19 protein-coding genes and 1 pseudogene are annotated in these 17,463 nt (G+C 39.4%); 6 read left to right on the forward strand and 14 right to left on the reverse strand.

The window, feature by feature from the left end:
* Positions 1-10 precede the first annotated feature (10 nt).
* The 7 genes and pseudogenes from RFW85_RS13130 to dapD form a co-directional block, all read right to left on the reverse strand.
* The gene (locus RFW85_RS13130; protein ID WP_170249560.1) at positions 11-580 is read right to left on the reverse strand and encodes a CAP domain-containing protein; all 570 of its coding nucleotides are present in this window, start codon (positions 578-580) and stop codon (positions 11-13) included.
* 118 nt (positions 581-698) lie between these two features.
* On the reverse strand, positions 699-1,160 hold the full coding sequence (locus tag RFW85_RS13135; RefSeq protein WP_017480568.1) for a peroxiredoxin: 462 nt from the start codon (positions 1,158-1,160) through the stop codon (positions 699-701).
* A gap of 17 nt (positions 1,161-1,177) precedes the next feature.
* A pseudogene (locus RFW85_RS13140) lies at positions 1,178-1,342 on the reverse strand (ATPase); the annotation flags it as partial.
* A 56-nt stretch (positions 1,343-1,398) separates the two neighbouring features.
* Complete coding sequence (locus tag RFW85_RS13145) at positions 1,399-1,815, reverse strand: hypothetical protein (protein ID WP_002118993.1); 417 nt, start codon at positions 1,813-1,815, stop codon at positions 1,399-1,401.
* A 16-nt stretch (positions 1,816-1,831) separates the two neighbouring features.
* The gene (queC, locus tag RFW85_RS13150; RefSeq protein WP_002118843.1) at positions 1,832-2,500 is read right to left on the reverse strand and encodes a 7-cyano-7-deazaguanine synthase QueC; all 669 of its coding nucleotides are present in this window, start codon (positions 2,498-2,500) and stop codon (positions 1,832-1,834) included.
* 40 nt (positions 2,501-2,540) lie between these two features.
* Positions 2,541-3,251 carry a 7-carboxy-7-deazaguanine synthase QueE gene (gene queE, locus RFW85_RS13155; protein WP_170249561.1) on the reverse strand — a complete coding sequence of 237 codons (711 nt, stop codon included), beginning with the start codon at positions 3,249-3,251 and terminating at the stop codon, positions 2,541-2,543.
* A gap of 98 nt (positions 3,252-3,349) precedes the next feature.
* On the reverse strand, positions 3,350-4,171 hold the full coding sequence (gene dapD, locus RFW85_RS13160; RefSeq protein ID WP_170249562.1) for a 2,3,4,5-tetrahydropyridine-2,6-dicarboxylate N-succinyltransferase: 822 nt from the start codon (positions 4,169-4,171) through the stop codon (positions 3,350-3,352).
* 295 nt (positions 4,172-4,466) lie between these two features.
* Between dapD and carO the strand changes: the two genes are divergently transcribed.
* Positions 4,467-5,216 carry an ornithine uptake porin CarO type 1 gene (gene carO / locus RFW85_RS13165; RefSeq protein ID WP_086265453.1) on the forward strand — a complete coding sequence of 250 codons (750 nt, stop codon included), beginning with the start codon at positions 4,467-4,469 and terminating at the stop codon, positions 5,214-5,216.
* An 87-nt stretch (positions 5,217-5,303) separates the two neighbouring features.
* Here the strand turns inward: carO and RFW85_RS13170 are convergent, their stop codons facing one another.
* The 6 genes from RFW85_RS13170 to RFW85_RS13195 all read right to left on the reverse strand — a co-directional run bounded on the left by RFW85_RS13170 (position 5,304) and on the right by RFW85_RS13195 (position 10,813).
* Positions 5,304-6,227, reverse strand: coding sequence for a CysB family HTH-type transcriptional regulator (locus RFW85_RS13170; RefSeq protein ID WP_002118601.1), 924 nt, complete (start codon positions 6,225-6,227; stop codon positions 5,304-5,306).
* Between the two features lie 71 nt (positions 6,228-6,298).
* Positions 6,299-7,360, reverse strand: coding sequence for a sulfate/molybdate ABC transporter ATP-binding protein (locus RFW85_RS13175; RefSeq protein ID WP_170249563.1), 1,062 nt, complete (start codon positions 7,358-7,360; stop codon positions 6,299-6,301).
* An 11-nt stretch (positions 7,361-7,371) separates the two neighbouring features.
* A complete protein-coding gene (gene cysW / locus RFW85_RS13180; protein ID WP_170249564.1) occupies positions 7,372-8,256 on the reverse strand; it encodes a sulfate ABC transporter permease subunit CysW in 885 nt (294 codons plus the stop codon).
* Complete coding sequence (cysT, locus tag RFW85_RS13185) at positions 8,253-9,086, reverse strand: sulfate ABC transporter permease subunit CysT (RefSeq protein WP_034679088.1); 834 nt, start codon at positions 9,084-9,086, stop codon at positions 8,253-8,255. The genes cysW and cysT overlap by 4 nt, the downstream gene beginning before the upstream one ends.
* 80 nt (positions 9,087-9,166) lie before the next feature.
* Positions 9,167-9,775: an alpha/beta hydrolase gene (locus tag RFW85_RS13190; RefSeq protein ID WP_309171597.1), complete on the reverse strand. Its 609-nt coding sequence runs from the start codon at positions 9,773-9,775 to the stop codon at positions 9,167-9,169.
* Between the two features lie 30 nt (positions 9,776-9,805).
* A complete protein-coding gene (locus tag RFW85_RS13195) occupies positions 9,806-10,813 on the reverse strand; it encodes a sulfate ABC transporter substrate-binding protein (RefSeq protein WP_170249566.1) in 1,008 nt (335 codons plus the stop codon).
* A 263-nt stretch (positions 10,814-11,076) separates the two neighbouring features.
* On the opposite strand from RFW85_RS13195, the gene pabC reads away from it, so the two are divergent.
* The 4 genes from pabC (at position 11,077) to RFW85_RS13215 (ending at position 14,125) form a co-directional block, all read left to right on the forward strand.
* On the forward strand, positions 11,077-11,889 hold the full coding sequence (pabC, locus tag RFW85_RS13200) for an aminodeoxychorismate lyase (RefSeq protein WP_060464847.1): 813 nt from the start codon (positions 11,077-11,079) through the stop codon (positions 11,887-11,889).
* A gap of 1 nt (position 11,890) precedes the next feature.
* Positions 11,891-12,961, forward strand: a complete 1,071-nt coding sequence (gene mltG, locus RFW85_RS13205; protein ID WP_170249567.1) for an endolytic transglycosylase MltG — start codon at positions 11,891-11,893, stop codon at positions 12,959-12,961.
* Positions 12,962-12,970: 9 nt separating this feature from the next.
* Complete coding sequence (tmk, locus tag RFW85_RS13210; RefSeq protein ID WP_170249568.1) at positions 12,971-13,570, forward strand: dTMP kinase; 600 nt, start codon at positions 12,971-12,973, stop codon at positions 13,568-13,570.
* A gap of 138 nt (positions 13,571-13,708) precedes the next feature.
* Positions 13,709-14,125 (forward strand): PaaI family thioesterase, encoded by a 417-nt coding sequence (locus tag RFW85_RS13215; protein ID WP_000842533.1) that lies wholly within the window; start codon positions 13,709-13,711, stop codon positions 14,123-14,125.
* A gap of 57 nt (positions 14,126-14,182) precedes the next feature.
* Here RFW85_RS13215 and nadB read toward each other — a convergent pair whose 3' ends face one another.
* Positions 14,183-15,826, reverse strand: a complete 1,644-nt coding sequence (nadB, locus tag RFW85_RS13220) for an L-aspartate oxidase (RefSeq protein ID WP_170249569.1) — start codon at positions 15,824-15,826, stop codon at positions 14,183-14,185.
* Positions 15,827-16,057: 231 nt separating this feature from the next.
* Here nadB and RFW85_RS13225 point away from each other — a divergent pair, with 231 nt between their 5' ends.
* Positions 16,058-17,434 (forward strand): Do family serine endopeptidase, encoded by a 1,377-nt coding sequence (locus RFW85_RS13225; protein ID WP_171545314.1) that lies wholly within the window; start codon positions 16,058-16,060, stop codon positions 17,432-17,434.
* The last annotated feature ends 29 nt before the right edge of the window (positions 17,435-17,463 follow it).

Below are 17,463 nucleotides of genomic sequence, written 5' to 3' on the forward strand. Positions count from 1 at the left end.
TTTTTTCCTTTTAACGTGTACCAAATTGTTGAGTCCAATAGCTCTTTTGTTTTACAGATTGATCGGAAGCACAAGCAATTGCGTAAGTTGTAAATTTAGGGTTCATTAGGTTACTACAATGTAAGGGACTCGATAGCCATCTAGACATCACTTCATCTAAAGTTTTTTGTCCACTCGCTACATTTTCACCGTTGGCTTTACCGAGTGTATTATAAAGTTTCAAACGTGATTTTAAATCTAGCCCCGTGGAGCCAACATGTCCGAGAAAGTTGTGTGTTGCCATATCTTCACTATGAGAAAGTGCACCTTTATATAAATTATTACTCCAACTTAGTGGTCTGGTTGCAGAGAAATGTTGTTGTCCACATTGGCGTGATTGCTGGCGAATCTGATTAATTATTTTAAGTACAGCTTGTTGATAGGCGGGGTTTTGTAAATCTTGGCAACTTATTCTTATAGATGGAGTTTCAACTTGTGTGGTAGATGATGTAATTGAGGGCGGCATACTGGATGAACTAACAGAGCATGCAGAAATAACAAGACCACTAGACAGTAAATTACAAACTTTGAGCACACTCATGTAAATACCTTAGCGTGAATTATTCTAATGTCTTTATCATACGCCAAAGTAAAGGAGTAAGTAATTTGTTGATATACAAAAAACGAGCATTATGCCCGCTTTTTGTTTCTTAAGTTTATTAAGCTGTTTGTAGGGCTTTTAAGTCTTCTAGAACTTGCTCTGCATGCCCAGCTGCTTTAACTTTGCGATAGCTTTTAACTAAAGTTTTGTTATGGAAAATAAAAGTAGAACGTTCAATCCCCATGACTTTTTTACCATACATATTCTTTTCTTTAATCACATCAAAGTGATGACAAAGAGTTTCTTCTTTATCACTGATCAGATCAATAGTAAGTGCTTGCTTCTCTGTAAAATTTTGATGGGCTTTTACCGAGTCACGTGAAATACCGAAAATACGGGCACCTAAAGCTTCAAATTGATCTTTCAAACAAGAAAAACCAACTGCTTGTGTTGTACAGCCTGGTGTTGAGTCTTTAGGGTAGAAGTAAATGATTAACCATTCATTTTCGACTTCGGCCAAGTTCACTTCGCCGTGTGTAGTAGGGAACACCTGATTTGGCAGTTGAATATTCTCAGACATTTCTTATCCTTTAAAAGTTAAATTTGATCTAATTCAAGTGGTAAAAAAGCGTATTCCTCATGATAAACAATATTGAGTTTTCTTACAGGGATTGCTTTGTTAAAAATTGGCCCATCAATCACAGTCGTATGAAATTCACCGCCCTCACCACATGGATCAATGCCACGGTTCTCAAGCTCTTTAACAAAACTATAAAAAAGCCTGCAAAAATGCAGGCTTAATTTGGAACATTAAAATCTTATTTTTTAGGAGCTTGTTGTTGAGCTGCCTTCATTGCATCTTCAGTTAACTTTTCAAGCTTAGTTGTTAACTGAGGACCGAAACATGCTTTAAGATCGCGGTTTTGTTGTTGTACAAATCCTAGAGAACTTGGGCTTTTCTTCGCATTGATTGCGCTTTGGATTTCCCATTTTTGTGCTTCAGTCACTTTACCTTGTGCTTCAACTTGGCAGCTACAGAATTTGCTAACTTCAGATGAACTTAACTTGCCGCCTTTAGCAGTTTGTTCTTTACAAACGTTAACTAATGCACCTTTAACGTTAGTGCTTTTATATGCCGCTTGAACTGGGTTTTCAGCTGCTTGAACTGAACCAGCCATAAGTGCAGCTGCTGAGAATAAAGATGAAAGAATAAGATTTGATTTTAACAACTTCATAAATTTTACCTACTTATTACGGTATATAGCGTGTTGGATCGGTAACACCAGCATCGATAAAGCCTTCTTTACGCAAACGGCAACTGTCACATTTACCACACGCACGTCCTTGAGCATCTGCTTGGTAGCAAGATACCGTTTGACTATAGTCTACGCCATGTTCAATCCCTAAACGTATGATATTCGCTTTGGATAAATGTAACAGGGGTGTTTCAAACTTAAGTGGTTTTCCTTCTACGCCAGCTTTAGTGGCTAAACGGGCCATATTCGCAAAAGCATCAATAAATTCAGGGCGACAATCAGGATATCCTGAATAATCAACGGCATTGATACCAATAACAATAGCTTCAGCATTAAATACTTCGGCTGCTGCTAGAGCATATGAGAGGAAAATAGTGTTACGCGCTGGTACATAAGTTACAGGAATACCTTCTTGTAACTGTTCTGGTACTGCAATGTTGTGATCTGTAAGTGCTGATCCGCCTAAATTTGCTAGATCAATATTAATTACACGATGTTCAACACCTGAACGCTGAGCTAATGCTTTTGCAGCATCAAGTTCAGTGGTTGAGCGTTGGCCATACATAAAACTAATAGCAATACATTCATAGCGCGCTTGTGCCCAAGCTAGGCAAGTGGTTGAGTCTAAGCCGCCTGAAAGTAAAACAATGGCACGAGAGCGCATATTTTTCTCCATATTCGGAATGATTTATTTTATTGAGTGATTAACGACCTGATTCATCGTTCCAAAGCAGTTTATGTAACTGAAGTTGGAAACGAACAGGTAATTTATCATCAAGTATCCACTGTGCCAGATCACGTGCTAGACGTGGCAGGCCTACAGCACCTTTTTCAACTGCAAAGGCAGGGGAGAACCAAACGGTACTGACTTTGGTTTGCAATTGATATTTTTCAACTTGTTGCTTTGACCATTCATAGTCTTCACGATTACAAATCACAAATTTGATTTGGTCACGTGGTGTTAAATGGTCAAGATTACTGATGAGATTGCGATGTTCTTCACCAGAAGTTGGTGTTTTCAAATCCAGAACTCTAGAGACACGAGGGTCTACTTTTGACACATCAAGAGCGCCACTGGTTTCTAGAGAAACGTCAAAACCTGCTTCACATAAACGTTGTAATAAAATCAAACAGTTTGGCTGAGCAAGAGGTTCACCACCTGTTACACAAATATAAGGTGTTTGAAATTGTGTAGCTGTTTCAATGATATGTTCAAGTGAAAAACGTTCGCCACCTTCAAAGGAATAGGTGGTATCGCAATAGCTACAACGTAATGGACAGCCTGTTAGACGAATAAATACAGTCGGTAGGCCAGAGGCATTTGCTTCACCCTGCAACGAGTAAAAAATCTCGGTAATGCGTAAACCGGACGCAGGGTCTGAGACAGGAATTGCAGAGGAACGTAAGGAAGCCATTCTAGAAATACCACACTATATAAAAAATAAAATCTCTACGATCAGTTTGATCGTAGAGATGAGGAGCGATTAAAGCTCCGCAGGAGAGTTATAACAAATTAGTCAGCGCGTAACAAATCGTTCAAACTTGTTTTTGAACGTGTTTGCGCATCAACTTTTTTCACGATAATTGCAGCATATAAGCTGTAAGTACCACATTTAGATGGCAAGCTACCTGCAACTACAACTGAACCTGCTGGTACACGACCATAATGGATTTCGCCAGTTTCACGGTCATAAATTTTAGTTGATTGACCAATGAAAACGCCCATTGAAATGACTGAGCCTTCTTCAACGATAACGCCTTCAACGATTTCTGAACGTGCACCGATAAAGCAGTTGTCTTCAATAATAGTTGGGTTAGCTTGTAATGGTTCTAAAACACCACCAATACCTACACCACCAGACAAGTGAACATTTTTACCGATTTGAGCACATGAACCTACAGTTGCCCATGTATCAACCATGGTGCCTTCATCTACATAAGCGCCAATGTTGACATAAGATGGCATTAACACCACGTTTTTAGCTTGGAAGCTACCACGACGTGCTACAGCAGGAGGAACAACACGAACACCTGCAGCTTTAAATTGCTCTTCAGTCCAACCAGAGAATTTAGTTTCAACTTTGTCATAGAAACGAAGATCACATGACTCGATTGGTTTATTGTCATTAAGTTTAAATGATAATAAAACAGCTTTTTTTAACCATTGATGAACAATCCATTCACCATTGATTTTTTCAGCAACTCGAAGTGTACCGTTATCTAAACCAGCAATTGCTTCTTCAACAGCTTGGCGAATTTCGCTTGAACAATCTGCTGCAGTAAAATTTGCGCGGTCTTCAAATGCTTGCTCAATGATTGTAGAAAGCTGAGACATGATCTTCCTTCCATAAAAAATTTTAAAGATTTTACACTAATTTGTGACAAGAATCTTTCAAAAAACGTGTTACGTTTGATTGATGATATAAATGAGGTAAATCGAAATAAGCTTATTAGATAATCAAGTGTTTTTTACACAAAAATGATTTGAAAATAAAAATTTAACTCAATTTGTATCAAAAAATAACAGAAATCTAGCATTTTTTGTATAAAAAAGAATCTAAGCTGTCATTATTATGATTTCAGTCACAAGATGAATAAATTAAAAACAGAGCCTTTTTGAGGAGAAAACTATGAAAGCATTACGTGTTTTAGTAACAACAACAGCTTTATTTGCTGCTGGTGCTGCAATGGCAGATGAAGCCGTTGTTCATGACAGCTACGCATTTGATCAAAAACAATTACTTCCTGTGGGGGTGCGTGCTGAGGTAGGCACAACTGGTTACGGTGGTGCTTTATTATGGCAAGCAAATCCATATGTAGGTTTAGCTTTGGGTTATAACGGTGGCGATATTTCATGGACAGATGATGTATCTGTAAATGGTACTAAATATGACCTAGATATGGACAACAACAATATCTATTTAAATGCTGAAATTCGTCCATGGGGTGCTAGTTCTAATCCATGGGCTCAAGGCTTATATGTAGCTGCAGGTGCTGCTTATCTAGATAATGATTATGACTTAGCTAAACGTATTGGTAATGGTGAGACATTGTCAATTGATGGTAAAAACTATCAACAAGCAGTTGCTGGTCAAGAAGGTGGCGTAAGAGGCAAGATGAATTATGAAAATAATATTGCTCCTTATGTAGGTTTTGGTTTTGCTCCAAAAATTAATAAAAATTGGGGCGTATTTGGTGAAGTAGGTGCCTACTACACTGGTAATCCAAAAGTTCAGTTAACTCAATATAACCTTGCTCCTGTAAATGGTAATCCAACGTCTGCTCAAGATGCGGTAGATAAGGAAGAAAATGAAATCCGTAATGATGATAAATATAAATGGTTACCAGTTGGTAAAGTTGGTGTGAACTTCTACTGGTAAGATCCAAAACAAAAAACGAGCTACGGCTCGTTTTTTGTACTTAATAAAATAAAAGCGCTAAAAAGCGCTTTTATTTATTTTTAATCTTTATTCATCTGGATAAGCAATTTTCTTAAGCGCTTTAATATCCGCATCAGGTGAGCATAAAGAAATAAATTCGTAACCATAACCGCGTAATAGATGACCTTTGCGAACTGCAATCCAAGTGGTATTAACACCAAAAATATCAGTTTTGGTTTGCTTTAAACGATAATCACGTTCTGTGTCATAAGCTACGTCATTGACAATCCCGACACCCATGCCGAGTTCTACATAGGTTTTAATAACATCGGCATCAAGAGCTGACATTACGATATCTGCATCTAGGTGAGCTTCTTCAAACGCTTTATCAATTTTAGATCGACCTGTAAAACCACCATGGTATGTAATGAGTGGATATTCAGCTAAAAGTTCTAGAGTGATCTTGTCCGCCTGCACTAAAGGATGATTTTGTGGGGTAATAATACTGTGTTGCCATTGGTAGTAAGGAATACTAGCCAGATTTTCTTCAGTCGTTAAAGACTCTGTTGCAATACCAATATCCGCTTCACCTTGTAAAAGCATTTCTGAAATTTCGACAGGGCTAGCTTGTTGTAAAATTAAATGTACTTTTGGGAATAATTTCTTAAATTGATTAACGATTGGAGGCAATACATAACGCGCTTGAGTATGCGTAGTTGCGATCGTTAATGTTCCTTCGTCAACCTTATTAAAATCTTCGGCAAGTCGTTTAATATTTTCAGCATCCACTAACATGCGTTCAACAATGCTAAGAAGTGACTGGCCCGGTTCTGTTAAACCTAAAAGGCGTTTACCTTTACGAACGAAAAGTTGAACACCTAATTCATCTTCTAAATCTTTAATGTGCTTACTTACACCTGATTGAGATGTGTAGAGTGCAGCCGATGCTTCCGTCAAGTTAAAGTTTTGGCGTACTGTTTCTCGGATAATTCTTAATTGTTGAAAGTTCATTTACACTTTTCCTCAAAAGAGGTGAGGAGCGTCTAAAGATCCGCAAGATATTTCCTCACCAAATATATTTCTTAAGCAACTTGGTCTGCAAATAAGTGCAATTGAGATGCGCTCACCCAAACAGTTTGATTAGGTTTAAATGCATGTAATTTTGCAGCTTCACTGCTCAGAGCAATTTCGATTAAATGTCCATTACGATCTTGTAATTCAGCTACTACTTTCCCAGCAATCCAGATTTCACGTACAAAAGTCGCTTCAATGGTATTCGCTTGCGGTTGCGAGTGAATATGTAACTCATCTGGACGAGCAAAAGCAATCACTTTTCCTTGAGGTGCTTCAACTGCTGTTGGTAATTGAATACGGTCATTACCGATACGGATGATACCTTCCGTATGTTCACCTTCAAATCGATTTGCCTGACCCAAGAAATCAAACACAAATGGCGTTGCAGGTTTTTCATAAACTTCACGAGGTGAACCGATTTGCTCAACATTACCTTTATTCATGACAATAATCTGGTCTGCAACCTCAAGTGCTTCTTCCTGATCGTGAGTTACGAAAATTGAAGTGATATGCAATTCATCATGTAAGTTGCGTAACCAGCGGCGTAACTCTTTACGGACTTTAGCATCTAGCGCACCAAATGGTTCATCGAGTAGTAACACACGAGGTTCTACAGCCAAAGCCCGTGCTAAAGCAATACGCTGACGTTGTCCGCCTGAAAGCTGAGCAGGGTAGCGGTCTGCTAAAAAGCCCAGTTGGACTAGATCAAGTAACCGAGTGACACGTTTTTTAATTTCAGCTTCCGAAGGACGGGTTGCACGAGGTCGAACACGTAAACCAAAGGCAATATTGTCAAATACGGTCATATGGCGGAATAAAGCATAATGCTGGAATACAAAACCAACTTGACGCTCACGCACATGTACATTGGTCGCATCTTCGCCTTCAAGTAAAACCTGACCGCCATCAGCTGATTCTAGACCTGCAATAATACGGAGTAACGTCGTCTTACCACAACCAGATGGTCCGAGCAGCGCAACCAGTTCACCCTCTGGAAAATCTAGGGAAATATTTTTAAGCGCATGGAATGCACCAAAGTGTTTTTCAATATTTTTAACTTGAATACTCATGATTTCATTCCTTACGAATCAGTTGAATGCGGTTCTGGTTTATCTTGATGTAGCTCTAACCAAGTTTTTAAAATCAGTGTTAAAAGAGCTAAGAAGGCAAGCAGTGAGGACACGGCAAAGGCTGCGCTGAAGGTGTACTCGTTATATAAAATTTCGACATGAAGTGGCAGGGTATTGGTTTCACCACGGATGTGGCCAGAAACTACAGATACTGCGCCAAACTCACCCATTGCACGGGCATTACATAGAATCACGCCGTAAATTAAACCCCATTTAATGTTTGGTAGAGTGACCTTCCAAAAGGTTTGCCATCCTGATGCACCGAGTACAATCGCTGCTTCTTCTTCTTCAGTTCCTTGAGCCTCCATGAGTGGAATTAACTCACGTGCAACAAATGGAACAGTAATAAAAATAGTGGCTAAAACAATTGCGGGTACGGCATATAAAACTTTGATGTCATGTTCCATTAACCATCCGCCAAACCAGCCTTGCGCACCAAAAATCAATACAATCATTAAACCGGCAATAACGGGTGAAACCGAAAAAGGCATATCAATGATGGTTGTTAAAATCGCCTTACCTCTAAACTGGAACTTAGAGACAGCCCATGCAGCGCCAACACCAAATATCACGTTAATCGGAACAGCAATTGCTGCGGTTAATAAGGTCAATTTCACTGCCGATAGCGTGTCTGGATCAATCAACGCTTGAACATAGACTTCAAGTCCCTGTTTAAATGCTTCTACAAAAACCAGAATGAGTGGCAACATCAAGCAGCTTAAGAAAAAAATCAGAGCCACGGTAATGAGTGTGTAACGTACCCAAGTTGGTTCACGTGTCGCATCTCGTGATTGCAATTTAAGCGCAAGCGCATTGCTGTCAGTATGTAGGTTCATGTGACATTTCTCCCTGTACGACGGTTTGCCCACGCTTGAAGTAAATTAATGGCAAATAAAATGATGAAAGAGAGAACTAACATGACCGCAGCAATCGTTGTTGCGCCTGCATAATCATATTCTTCAAGACGTGAAATGATCATGAGTGGAGCAATTTCTGTTTTAAACGGCTGGTTACCCGCAATAAAAATAACTGAACCATATTCACCCACACCGCGGGCAAATGCTAAAGCAAAACCTGTGAACAAAGCTGGTAGTAATATCGGTAAAATAATTTTAGTAATCGTCTGCCAGCGATTTGCACCAAGTGCTGAAGCTGCTTCCTCAAGTTCGGTTTCAATATCGCTGAGTACCGGCTGAACGGTTCGAACAATAAATGGAATACCAATAAAGACCAATGCCAACGTAATACCGATTGGGCTATATGCGACCTGAATACCAAGTGGTTCAAGATATTGACCTAACCAACCAGTAGGTGCATAGAGTGAAGTCAGTGCAATACCTGCAACTGCGGTCGGAAGCGCAAAAGGTAAATCGACCAATGCATCAACTAGACGCTTTCCAGGGAAGTTGTAACGAACAAGACACCAAGCCAAAAGCAGACCAAACACAACATTAATAAATGCTGCGATTAAAGCTGAACTAAAGCTGAGTTGAAGCGATTTCAAAATACGCTCAGACGTTAAAATTTCCCATAATCCGTCCCATCCGATTCCAAATGATTTGATAAAGACTGCGGCTAATGGAATAAGCACAATAAAAGAAACATAGGCGAGGGTGAAGCCCAAAGATAGACCAAACCCAGGCAGCACTCGGGATCGCTGCGACATGATATTTCCTCAAAGAGAAAAGCCTTCTGAAACCAGTAAGCGAATAAATAAAGATAAACAGTGCGGTATAAAGATTGGTATTAAGCAAATTTCAAAGAGAAATGTGTTTTTACCGGGTCGATAGATGAGTGACTACACATCGAATTTTCTGGAATCAAATAATTCAGCAAATCTGGAAATGGCCCAAAACCTGAGGCAACATTAATATGGCCCACTTCTCCAAGATTAACGGGATTTAACTTCCATGATTTTGCAAGTTGTAATGCATCAAAAAAGCCGAGCCATGGATCATTTTCACTAATGAGTAGCGTTGCAGGTACATCAATTTTTAATTGATGAAAATAATCTTTGTAGTCGGTCAAGCTATGGCGAGCAAACCCTGCTTCCCCAAAGCGTGCTGGATTCGCTGGAGCGACTAAAATTAGTTTCTTAACTTGGCTTTTTAATTCTGGATGCTCAGCTAAAGCAGCTACACTCGTTAAGCATCCGAAACTATGTGCAACAATTTGAACAGGAGCTTGAGCTGCGTGAACTGTTTTAACGAATTGCTCAACCCATTCACTTAATACAGGTCTATCCCAGTTTTTTTGCTCAACACGAGAACTAGACACGAGTTGACGCTGCAACCAAGATTGCCAATGCTGATGTTCACTGCCACCTACACCCGGAACAATTACAGTGTGAATCATGTCTGTTCTCCTTACTTTTAGTGCAAAGAATCACTTCTCTGCACTATTGATTTTCACAATTTGATCGAAAACACCACCATTATCAAAGTGTTGTTTTTGTACTTTTGTCCAACCACCAAACTCTTTATCGATTGTTACAAGCTTCAATGGCTTAAATACATTGCTGTATTTTTTAAGAACAGCTGCGTTACGCGGACGGTAGAAGTTACGTGCTGCAATTTCTTGACCAGCAGGTGAGTACAAATAGTTGAGATAACCTTTAGCAATGGTTAAGTTGCCTTTTTTAGCTGCATTCTTCTCCACAATTGCAACTGGAGGTTCAGCTAAGATTGAAAGAGACGGAGTAATAATTTCAAATTTGCCGGGCTGTTCACGAATAGCTAAATGAGCTTCATTTTCCCAAGCCAGTAATACATCACCAATGCCTCGCTCAGCGAAAGTAGTCGTCGCACCGCGAGCACCAGAGTCTAGAACTTTAGTGTGTTTATAAATTTGGCGAACGTATTCTTGTGCTTTCGCGTCATTGCCGCCTGGTTGATGTTTTGCCCAAGCCCAAGCTGCAAGATAGTTCCAACGAGCACCACCAGAGGTTTTCGGGTTTGGTGTAATGATTTCTATGCCTGGTTTGATTAAATCAGCCCAGTCTTTAATTTGCTTTGGGTTGCCTTTACGCACCAAAAACACAATGGTTGATGTATATGGCGTTGAGTTTTGTGGCAGTTTTTTCTGCCAGTTTGTTGGAAGTAACTTTGCTTTTTCAGCAATTTCATCAATGTCTGCTGCAAGTGCTAATGTCACCACATCTGCATTTAAACCATCGATAACTGCACGAGCCTGTTTACCAGAACCGCCGTGTGATTGCTTAAACTCAATATCTTGACCAGTGCGTTTTTTCCAGTAAGTACCGAACTGTTTGTTGAAATCTGTATATAGCTCACGAGTAGGATCGTAAGAAACATTTAAAAACTCTTGGGCTGCAAATGATGAAACAGAAACAAGTGCAGCGATAACCCCGACTTTTAATTGAGAAAAACGCATGAGATAAATCCTCAAAAAATATGAAATGTTCAAAACTTGAACGCAGAATAGCGCTAGTCTTTATTCTAAAAAAATAATAAAAAACGAATTTAATATGAAAAAAATAGAAATATTAAAAATAGATAAACTATTCTTAAATCTTGATATATAACGAGTTTCAAAACTAGATACGAAATCGGTATAATTTTTTAAAATCAGTCATTTATTATTTAAATGAAAGGTGGTGTATTGTTGTGCGGCTTTTAGTAAAGGATGGAACAAACATGTGGTGTTTTAAAAATGGGCAACCCGTTGAGACTATTCCTTTATTAGATCGAGCCTTTCATTATGGTGATGGATGCTTTACTACAATTCGTGTTTTTCAAAACCAAATTGAGCTTAAAGAAAGGCACTGGCAACGTCTAAAACTTGCATGTCAAAAACTGTCTTTGACTGTAAATTTTGAATTAATTGAACTGAGTTTACAGCAACTGCAAAAGCAAAACCTCGTACTCAACGGCACTTTAAAAATTGTGATTAGTCGTGGGGAAGGCGACCGTGGTTATAGCTTGCCAAAACATGAGGCTGATATTTATATCTGGTTTTATCCAAAAGCTTTAGAGCCGTTTGTGCCTGATTCTATCCAGTGTGGTGTTTTAAATCAGGCCCTAGGTTTAACTATGCCGAGCTTGGTCGGACTTAAATCTTTAAATCGCCTTGAACAAGTATTGCTAAAAAAAGAAGCAGATCAACTCGGGTGGGCTGAAGCATTAGTTACTGATGTACAAGGTTATATTGTTGAAGGGGTCAGTAGTAATTGTTTTATTCGTTTAAATGATAGATGGATTACTCCTGAACTTCGTTATAATGGCGTCCACGGTGTAATGCGGGCAGAAATTCTGGCGCGTATGCAGCACCATGGTATTGCCTGTGAAGTACGTGTGATTGAATTAGATGAAGTATCTGAAATACAAAGTCTATTCTTTTGTAATGCTTTAAACCCTATGCGAGTGGTTACTCATTTAGGCGAGAAAATGCTAGATACACAGGCATGCATAGATTTATTTCATATCCTTAACTTAAATCAGATTCATTAATATGCCGAAGCCACCTGTGAATGCGAAAGCAAAAAACGCCAAGAAAAATAACAAAAAACAAGCTCCAAAATTTTCTAAGCGATTGGTTCTAATTAGCCTTTTTATTGTTTTAATCTTTACGTTTGCGATTTTATGGTCAAGTTTGTTTAAGGCTTATCCTATCGAAGGAAAAAAACAGATGTTATCTATTACATCTGGGGAAACTTATTCTGGTTTTATTGATCGTTTGGCAAAAGAGGACAAAGTTAGCTTTCCTATCGTCTTAAAGCTTTATCAGAAGTTTATGATTCATGACAGCATGAAAGCTGGTGTGTATGAAATTGAACAAGGGATGAGCGTAAGACAAGTGTTAGAGATGTTGTCTGATGCTGATAATGCTCAGATGAACCGTGTTTTGGTGATTGAAGGTACAACTTTTAAGCAGCTTATTACTGCATTAAAAAATGATAAAAATGTAAAAAATACAATATTGGATTTACCTAATGATCAGCTTATGAAAGCGCTTGGGATTCCTTACGATCATCCAGAGGGCTTGTTCGCGCCGAATACTTATTTCTTTGCCAAAGGCGAGACTGATAAGAAAATTCTGACCGATTTATATCATCGTCAAATGAAAGCCTTAGATACAGCTTGGGCAAATCGCGCGCCGAATTTACCGTATAAAGATAAATATGAAGCATTAATTATGGCTTCTATTGTTGAGAAAGAAACGAGTTTAGACAGTGAACTTACACAAGTTTCTGGAGTTTTTGTCCGCCGTTTAAAACTTGGTATGCGTTTACAAACGGATCCAACTGTTATTTATGGAATGGGTAATAACTATAAAGGCAACATTACCCGAGAAGACCTCCGTACTCCAACACCATATAATACTTATACTATTAATGGTTTACCGCCAACTCCAATTGCTTTGCCAAGCCAAAAGGCAATTGAAGCAGCATTACATCCAGATGATTCAAATAACATCTATTTTGTTGCGACTGGTAATGGTGGACATAAATTTACGGCAAGCTTGCAAGCACATAATCAAGCTGTGCAGGATTATTTATCCGTGTTGAGATCGAAGAAATAAGGAAAAGAGATGTTTATCAGCTTTGAAGGCACGGAAGGGGTAGGTAAAACTACACTCATTCGAAAAATTCATCAGCATTTTGAAGAGCAAGGCAAACGAGTTGTTTTAACTCGAGAGCCGGGGGGTACACCGTTAGCTGAACAAATTCGTTCGATGCTTTTGGCTGTGAATCATGATGAAAATATGAGTCATGATACTGAGTTATTACTCATTTATGCAGCACGTGCTCAACACTTACAACAGGTTATTTTGCCTGCTTTAGAAGCTAATAAAATTGTATTAAGTGATCGCTTTACCGATGCGAGTTTTGCCTATCAATGTTCTGGTCGCGGTTTAAGCCAAGATAAATTACAGCTTTTAAATCAGAACTTCGTTTCACGCATGCCGGAGGTGACTTTCTGGTTAGATGCACCGATTGAACTTGGTATGAACCGTGCACGTGAACGCGGAGCTTTAGACCGTTTTGAACAAGAAAAGTTAAGCTTCTTTACTAAGGTTCGTGAAGGTTATGAAACCTTGTGGAAAGCTGAACCGGAACGGATTAAGCGAATAGATGCAACACAAAGTCCTGATCAGGTGTTTGAGCAGGCTTTGCAATATTTACGGTAAGCAATTGGATGAGCCACTCTTATAAAAATATAGGAGTGGTGAAAAATGATGTTAATTCTGATTTAAATCGTCATAGAAAATATCTGTAATTTTCTTATGCTATCTTAAATATGATTTATAGATTGAAGAATAACAAGGATGAAAAGTTCAAAAGAAGAAATCGTGGCATTTCTTGAAAAGGAATTTCCACCAAGTCTTGAACATTGCACAATTGAATCAGTCACTCCCAAAGCTGCAGTTGTTTACTATCATGTCGATCAAAGGCATCAACGCCCTGGTGGTACTATATCTGGCCCAACCATGATGACTTTGGCAGACTTTGCTTTATATATTGCGATATTAGGTGAGATTGGTATTGTTGGTTTAGCTGTGACGACCAACTTTAATATTAATTTTTTAAGAAAACCTGCAGGTGATCAAGACTTACGTAGTGAATGTAAACTCATGAAAGTCGGAAAGAGCTTGGTTGTCGGAGAGGTCTGGATTTATTCGGTCGGTCTGGATGAACCTGTGGCGCATGTGACTGCGACTTATTCAATTCCACCTAGAGCATAAATATTAAACCAAATAAAAAGCACAGCCAGAGCTGTGCTTTTTCTGTAGAAGGGCACCTTAAATATCAGTATTAACCAACGGCTGTTCTACTGCAAAATTTGGAGGAGTTAAAACCGTTTTACGAATCTCGTTCGAAGTTTCCGGATAATCGAGCGTGTAATGTAGACCACGTGATTCTTTACGTTGCATAGCACAGCGAACAATCATTTCAGATACTAAAACAAGGTTACGCAGCTCAATCAGGTTTTTGCTAACACGGTAGTCTTGATAATATTCAGTGATTTCACGCTTTAACATTTCAATACGGTGTAACGCACGTTCTAAACGTTTTGTGGTTCTGACAATACCAACGTAGTTCCACATGGTTGAACGTAACTCATCCCAGTTTTGTAAAATCACAACATCTTCATCAGGGTTGGTTACTTGTGAGTCATCCCAAGTTGGTACTTCAGGTAATTTGAAGTTTTCATCAAATTTATTTTCGATGTCTTTTGCCGCACTCATACCGTAAACGAAGCACTCAAGTAATGAGTTACTTGCCATACGGTTTGCACCATGTAAGCCTGTATAAGATGTTTCACCAATCGCATAGAGACCTTCAATATCCGTCTGGCTATTTGAGTCAACCACAACACCACCACATGTATAGTGAGCTGCTGGCACCACTGGAATCATGTCTTTGGTAATGTCGATGCCTAACTCAAGCAATCGTGCATAAAGTGTAGGGAAGTGCTCTTTAATAAATTCAGGTGATTTATGGGTAATGTCTAACCATACATGGCGAATACCGAGACGTTTGATTTCGTGGTCAATTGTACGTGCCACAATATCGCGAGGAGCTAGTTCTGCACGATCATCAAAACGCAACATAAAACGTTCGCCATCAGGTAAGCGCAAATAAGCACCTTCACCACGCATAGCTTCGGTAATTAAAAATGAGCGTGCTTGAGGATGATACAGACAAGTTGGGTGGAACTGATTAAATTCCATATTGGCAACGCGGCAACCTGCACGGAAAGCCATTGCAATACCATCACCTGTGGCAATATCTGGATTAGATGTGTACAGATAAGCTTTCATCGCACCGCCGCAAGCCAGTGCGGTGAATGGTGCAAGGAAGGTATGAACCTTTTCAGTATTTTCATCTAATGTATATAAACCAATAGCGCGATTCGCTTGGTCGGTATGGCCTAATTTATGCGAGGTGATTAAGTCAATCGCAATATAATTTTCAAAAATAGTAATATTTTTACGTTCTTTGGCACGCTCAACTAAAGTGGTTGAAATGGCTTTGCCTGTTGCATCAGCAGAATGGATAATGCGACGCTGCGAGTGACCACCTTCGCGAGTTAAGTGAAGTTGCTCATCTTCATCTAAGGTAAATTGCACGCCTTGTTTTAAAAGAAAATCAACAGAAGGGCGACCACCTTCTACGGTATGTTGTACCGCGTCCATTTCACATAAATGAGCGCCTGCAATCATAGTGTCATTAATATGCTGTTGAATAGAGTCAGTCTCATCAAGAACAGCAGCAACGCCACCTTGAGCATAAAAGGTACTTGCTTCGGTTAGAGCAGCTTTGGCTAAAACTGCAATATTAAAATGATTTGGTAACGATAAAGCCAGACTTAAACCAGCGCCGCCGCTGCCCACAATAATCACGTCAAAGTGGTGAATTGTCTGTAAATTAGGCATGTCCATTCGCATCAATTTAAAACGTCCGCTAATGACACCCCTTTTTACCTAAAAAGGCAAGAGCTTAAGCGCTCTAACTCAGAGAAAAATTGCAATTGGCTTAAAAAGTTGCAATGCGTAAAATAATCCTTGTGATGATGTATTACAAATAAACATATTGTTACGCACAACCCCAAAGCGTTGTGATACAACAGTTTTATTCTTATTCTCGTAGACCAAATTGTGGGTGAGCACCGAATGAAATCTCGCTATTTACAACAAGGAATGTATGCAGCGGTATTTACAGTTGCTGCTGTTCAAGCAAATGCTGCTGTTGATTTTTCAAACCTCGTTGAACAAGTTAGTCCAGCAGTTGTGAGTGTGAATGTCGTAAAAAAAATGACTCAGGATGAACTGTTGCAGCAGCAAGTTCCTGAAATTTTAAAACGTTTCTTTGGCAATCAGGTCATCATTCCACAGCAACGAGGTCCACAAGAAAAGACAGCTTACGGAAGTGCATTCTTTATTAGTAAAGATGGCTATTTACTCACAAACCACCATGTGATTGAAAATGCCTCTCGTATCAGCATCACTCTAAATGACCGCCGTGAAATTGATGCAACCGTAGTGGGTAGTGATGAGCGTACAGACGTTGCTTTGTTAAAGGTAAATGGAACTAACTATCCAGCTTTACGAGTAGGAAATGTTGATCGTTTACGTGTCGGAGAACCTGTTTTAGCTATTGGTTCGCCGTTTGGCTTTGACTACTCAGCTTCGGCAGGTATTGTCAGTGCAAAATCTCGGAACATGAGTGGTGAAACCTCGGTGCCGTTTATTCAAACTGACGTGGCTTTAAACCCAGGTAACTCTGGTGGTCCATTATTTAATCAAAATGGTGAAGTGGTCGGGGTAAATTCACGAATATTTAGTGGTACTGGCGGCTATATGGGCTTGTCTTTCTCTATTCCGATTGATGTAGCAATGGATGTTGCGGACCAGCTCAAAACAAAAGGTAAAGTAACGCGTTCTTATCTTGGGGTGATGATGCAAGATATTGATCGAAACCTTGCTGATGCCTATAAGTTACCAAAACCTGAAGGTGCTTTAATTACTCAAATTTCTCCGAACTCACCTGCACAAAAAGCAGGGCTAAGAGCTGGAGATGTCATTTTAAAATTAAATGGTGCGCCTGTACTTCGTACGAGTGATTTACTCTATGCATTAAACAAAGTACAGCCAAATCAAACCGTTCAGTTTGAAGTATTACGTGATGATAAAACACGCAATATTTCAGCGACTTTAACGACTGCGCCAGATGAAACACCTGCTACTGGTGCACAAGGTGCTGCATCTAAAGGGCCAGTTTTAGGCATGAGTATTCGTGATCTAGCTGAACCGGAAAAAAATGCGTTGAGCGTGAAAGGGGGGATTTATGTACAAGATGTTCGCCGTGGCGGTTTAGCATCATTGTCGAATATCATTCCAGGTGATGTGATTACTCAAGTCAATAATAACCAAATTTTAAATAGTCAGGATTTTGCAAAAGTTGTTTCTAACTTGCCGAAAAATACCGTAGCACGTGTTGCTATTATTCGTCAGGGACAGCGCGCGATGCTTGGTTTACGTATTCAATAGTCCTCAACCCAATCAATAAGCCACCCTGG

This window comes from Acinetobacter sp. 12966, assembly GCF_031196995.1.
GTDB classification, from domain to species: domain Bacteria; phylum Pseudomonadota; class Gammaproteobacteria; order Pseudomonadales; family Moraxellaceae; genus Acinetobacter; species Acinetobacter geminorum.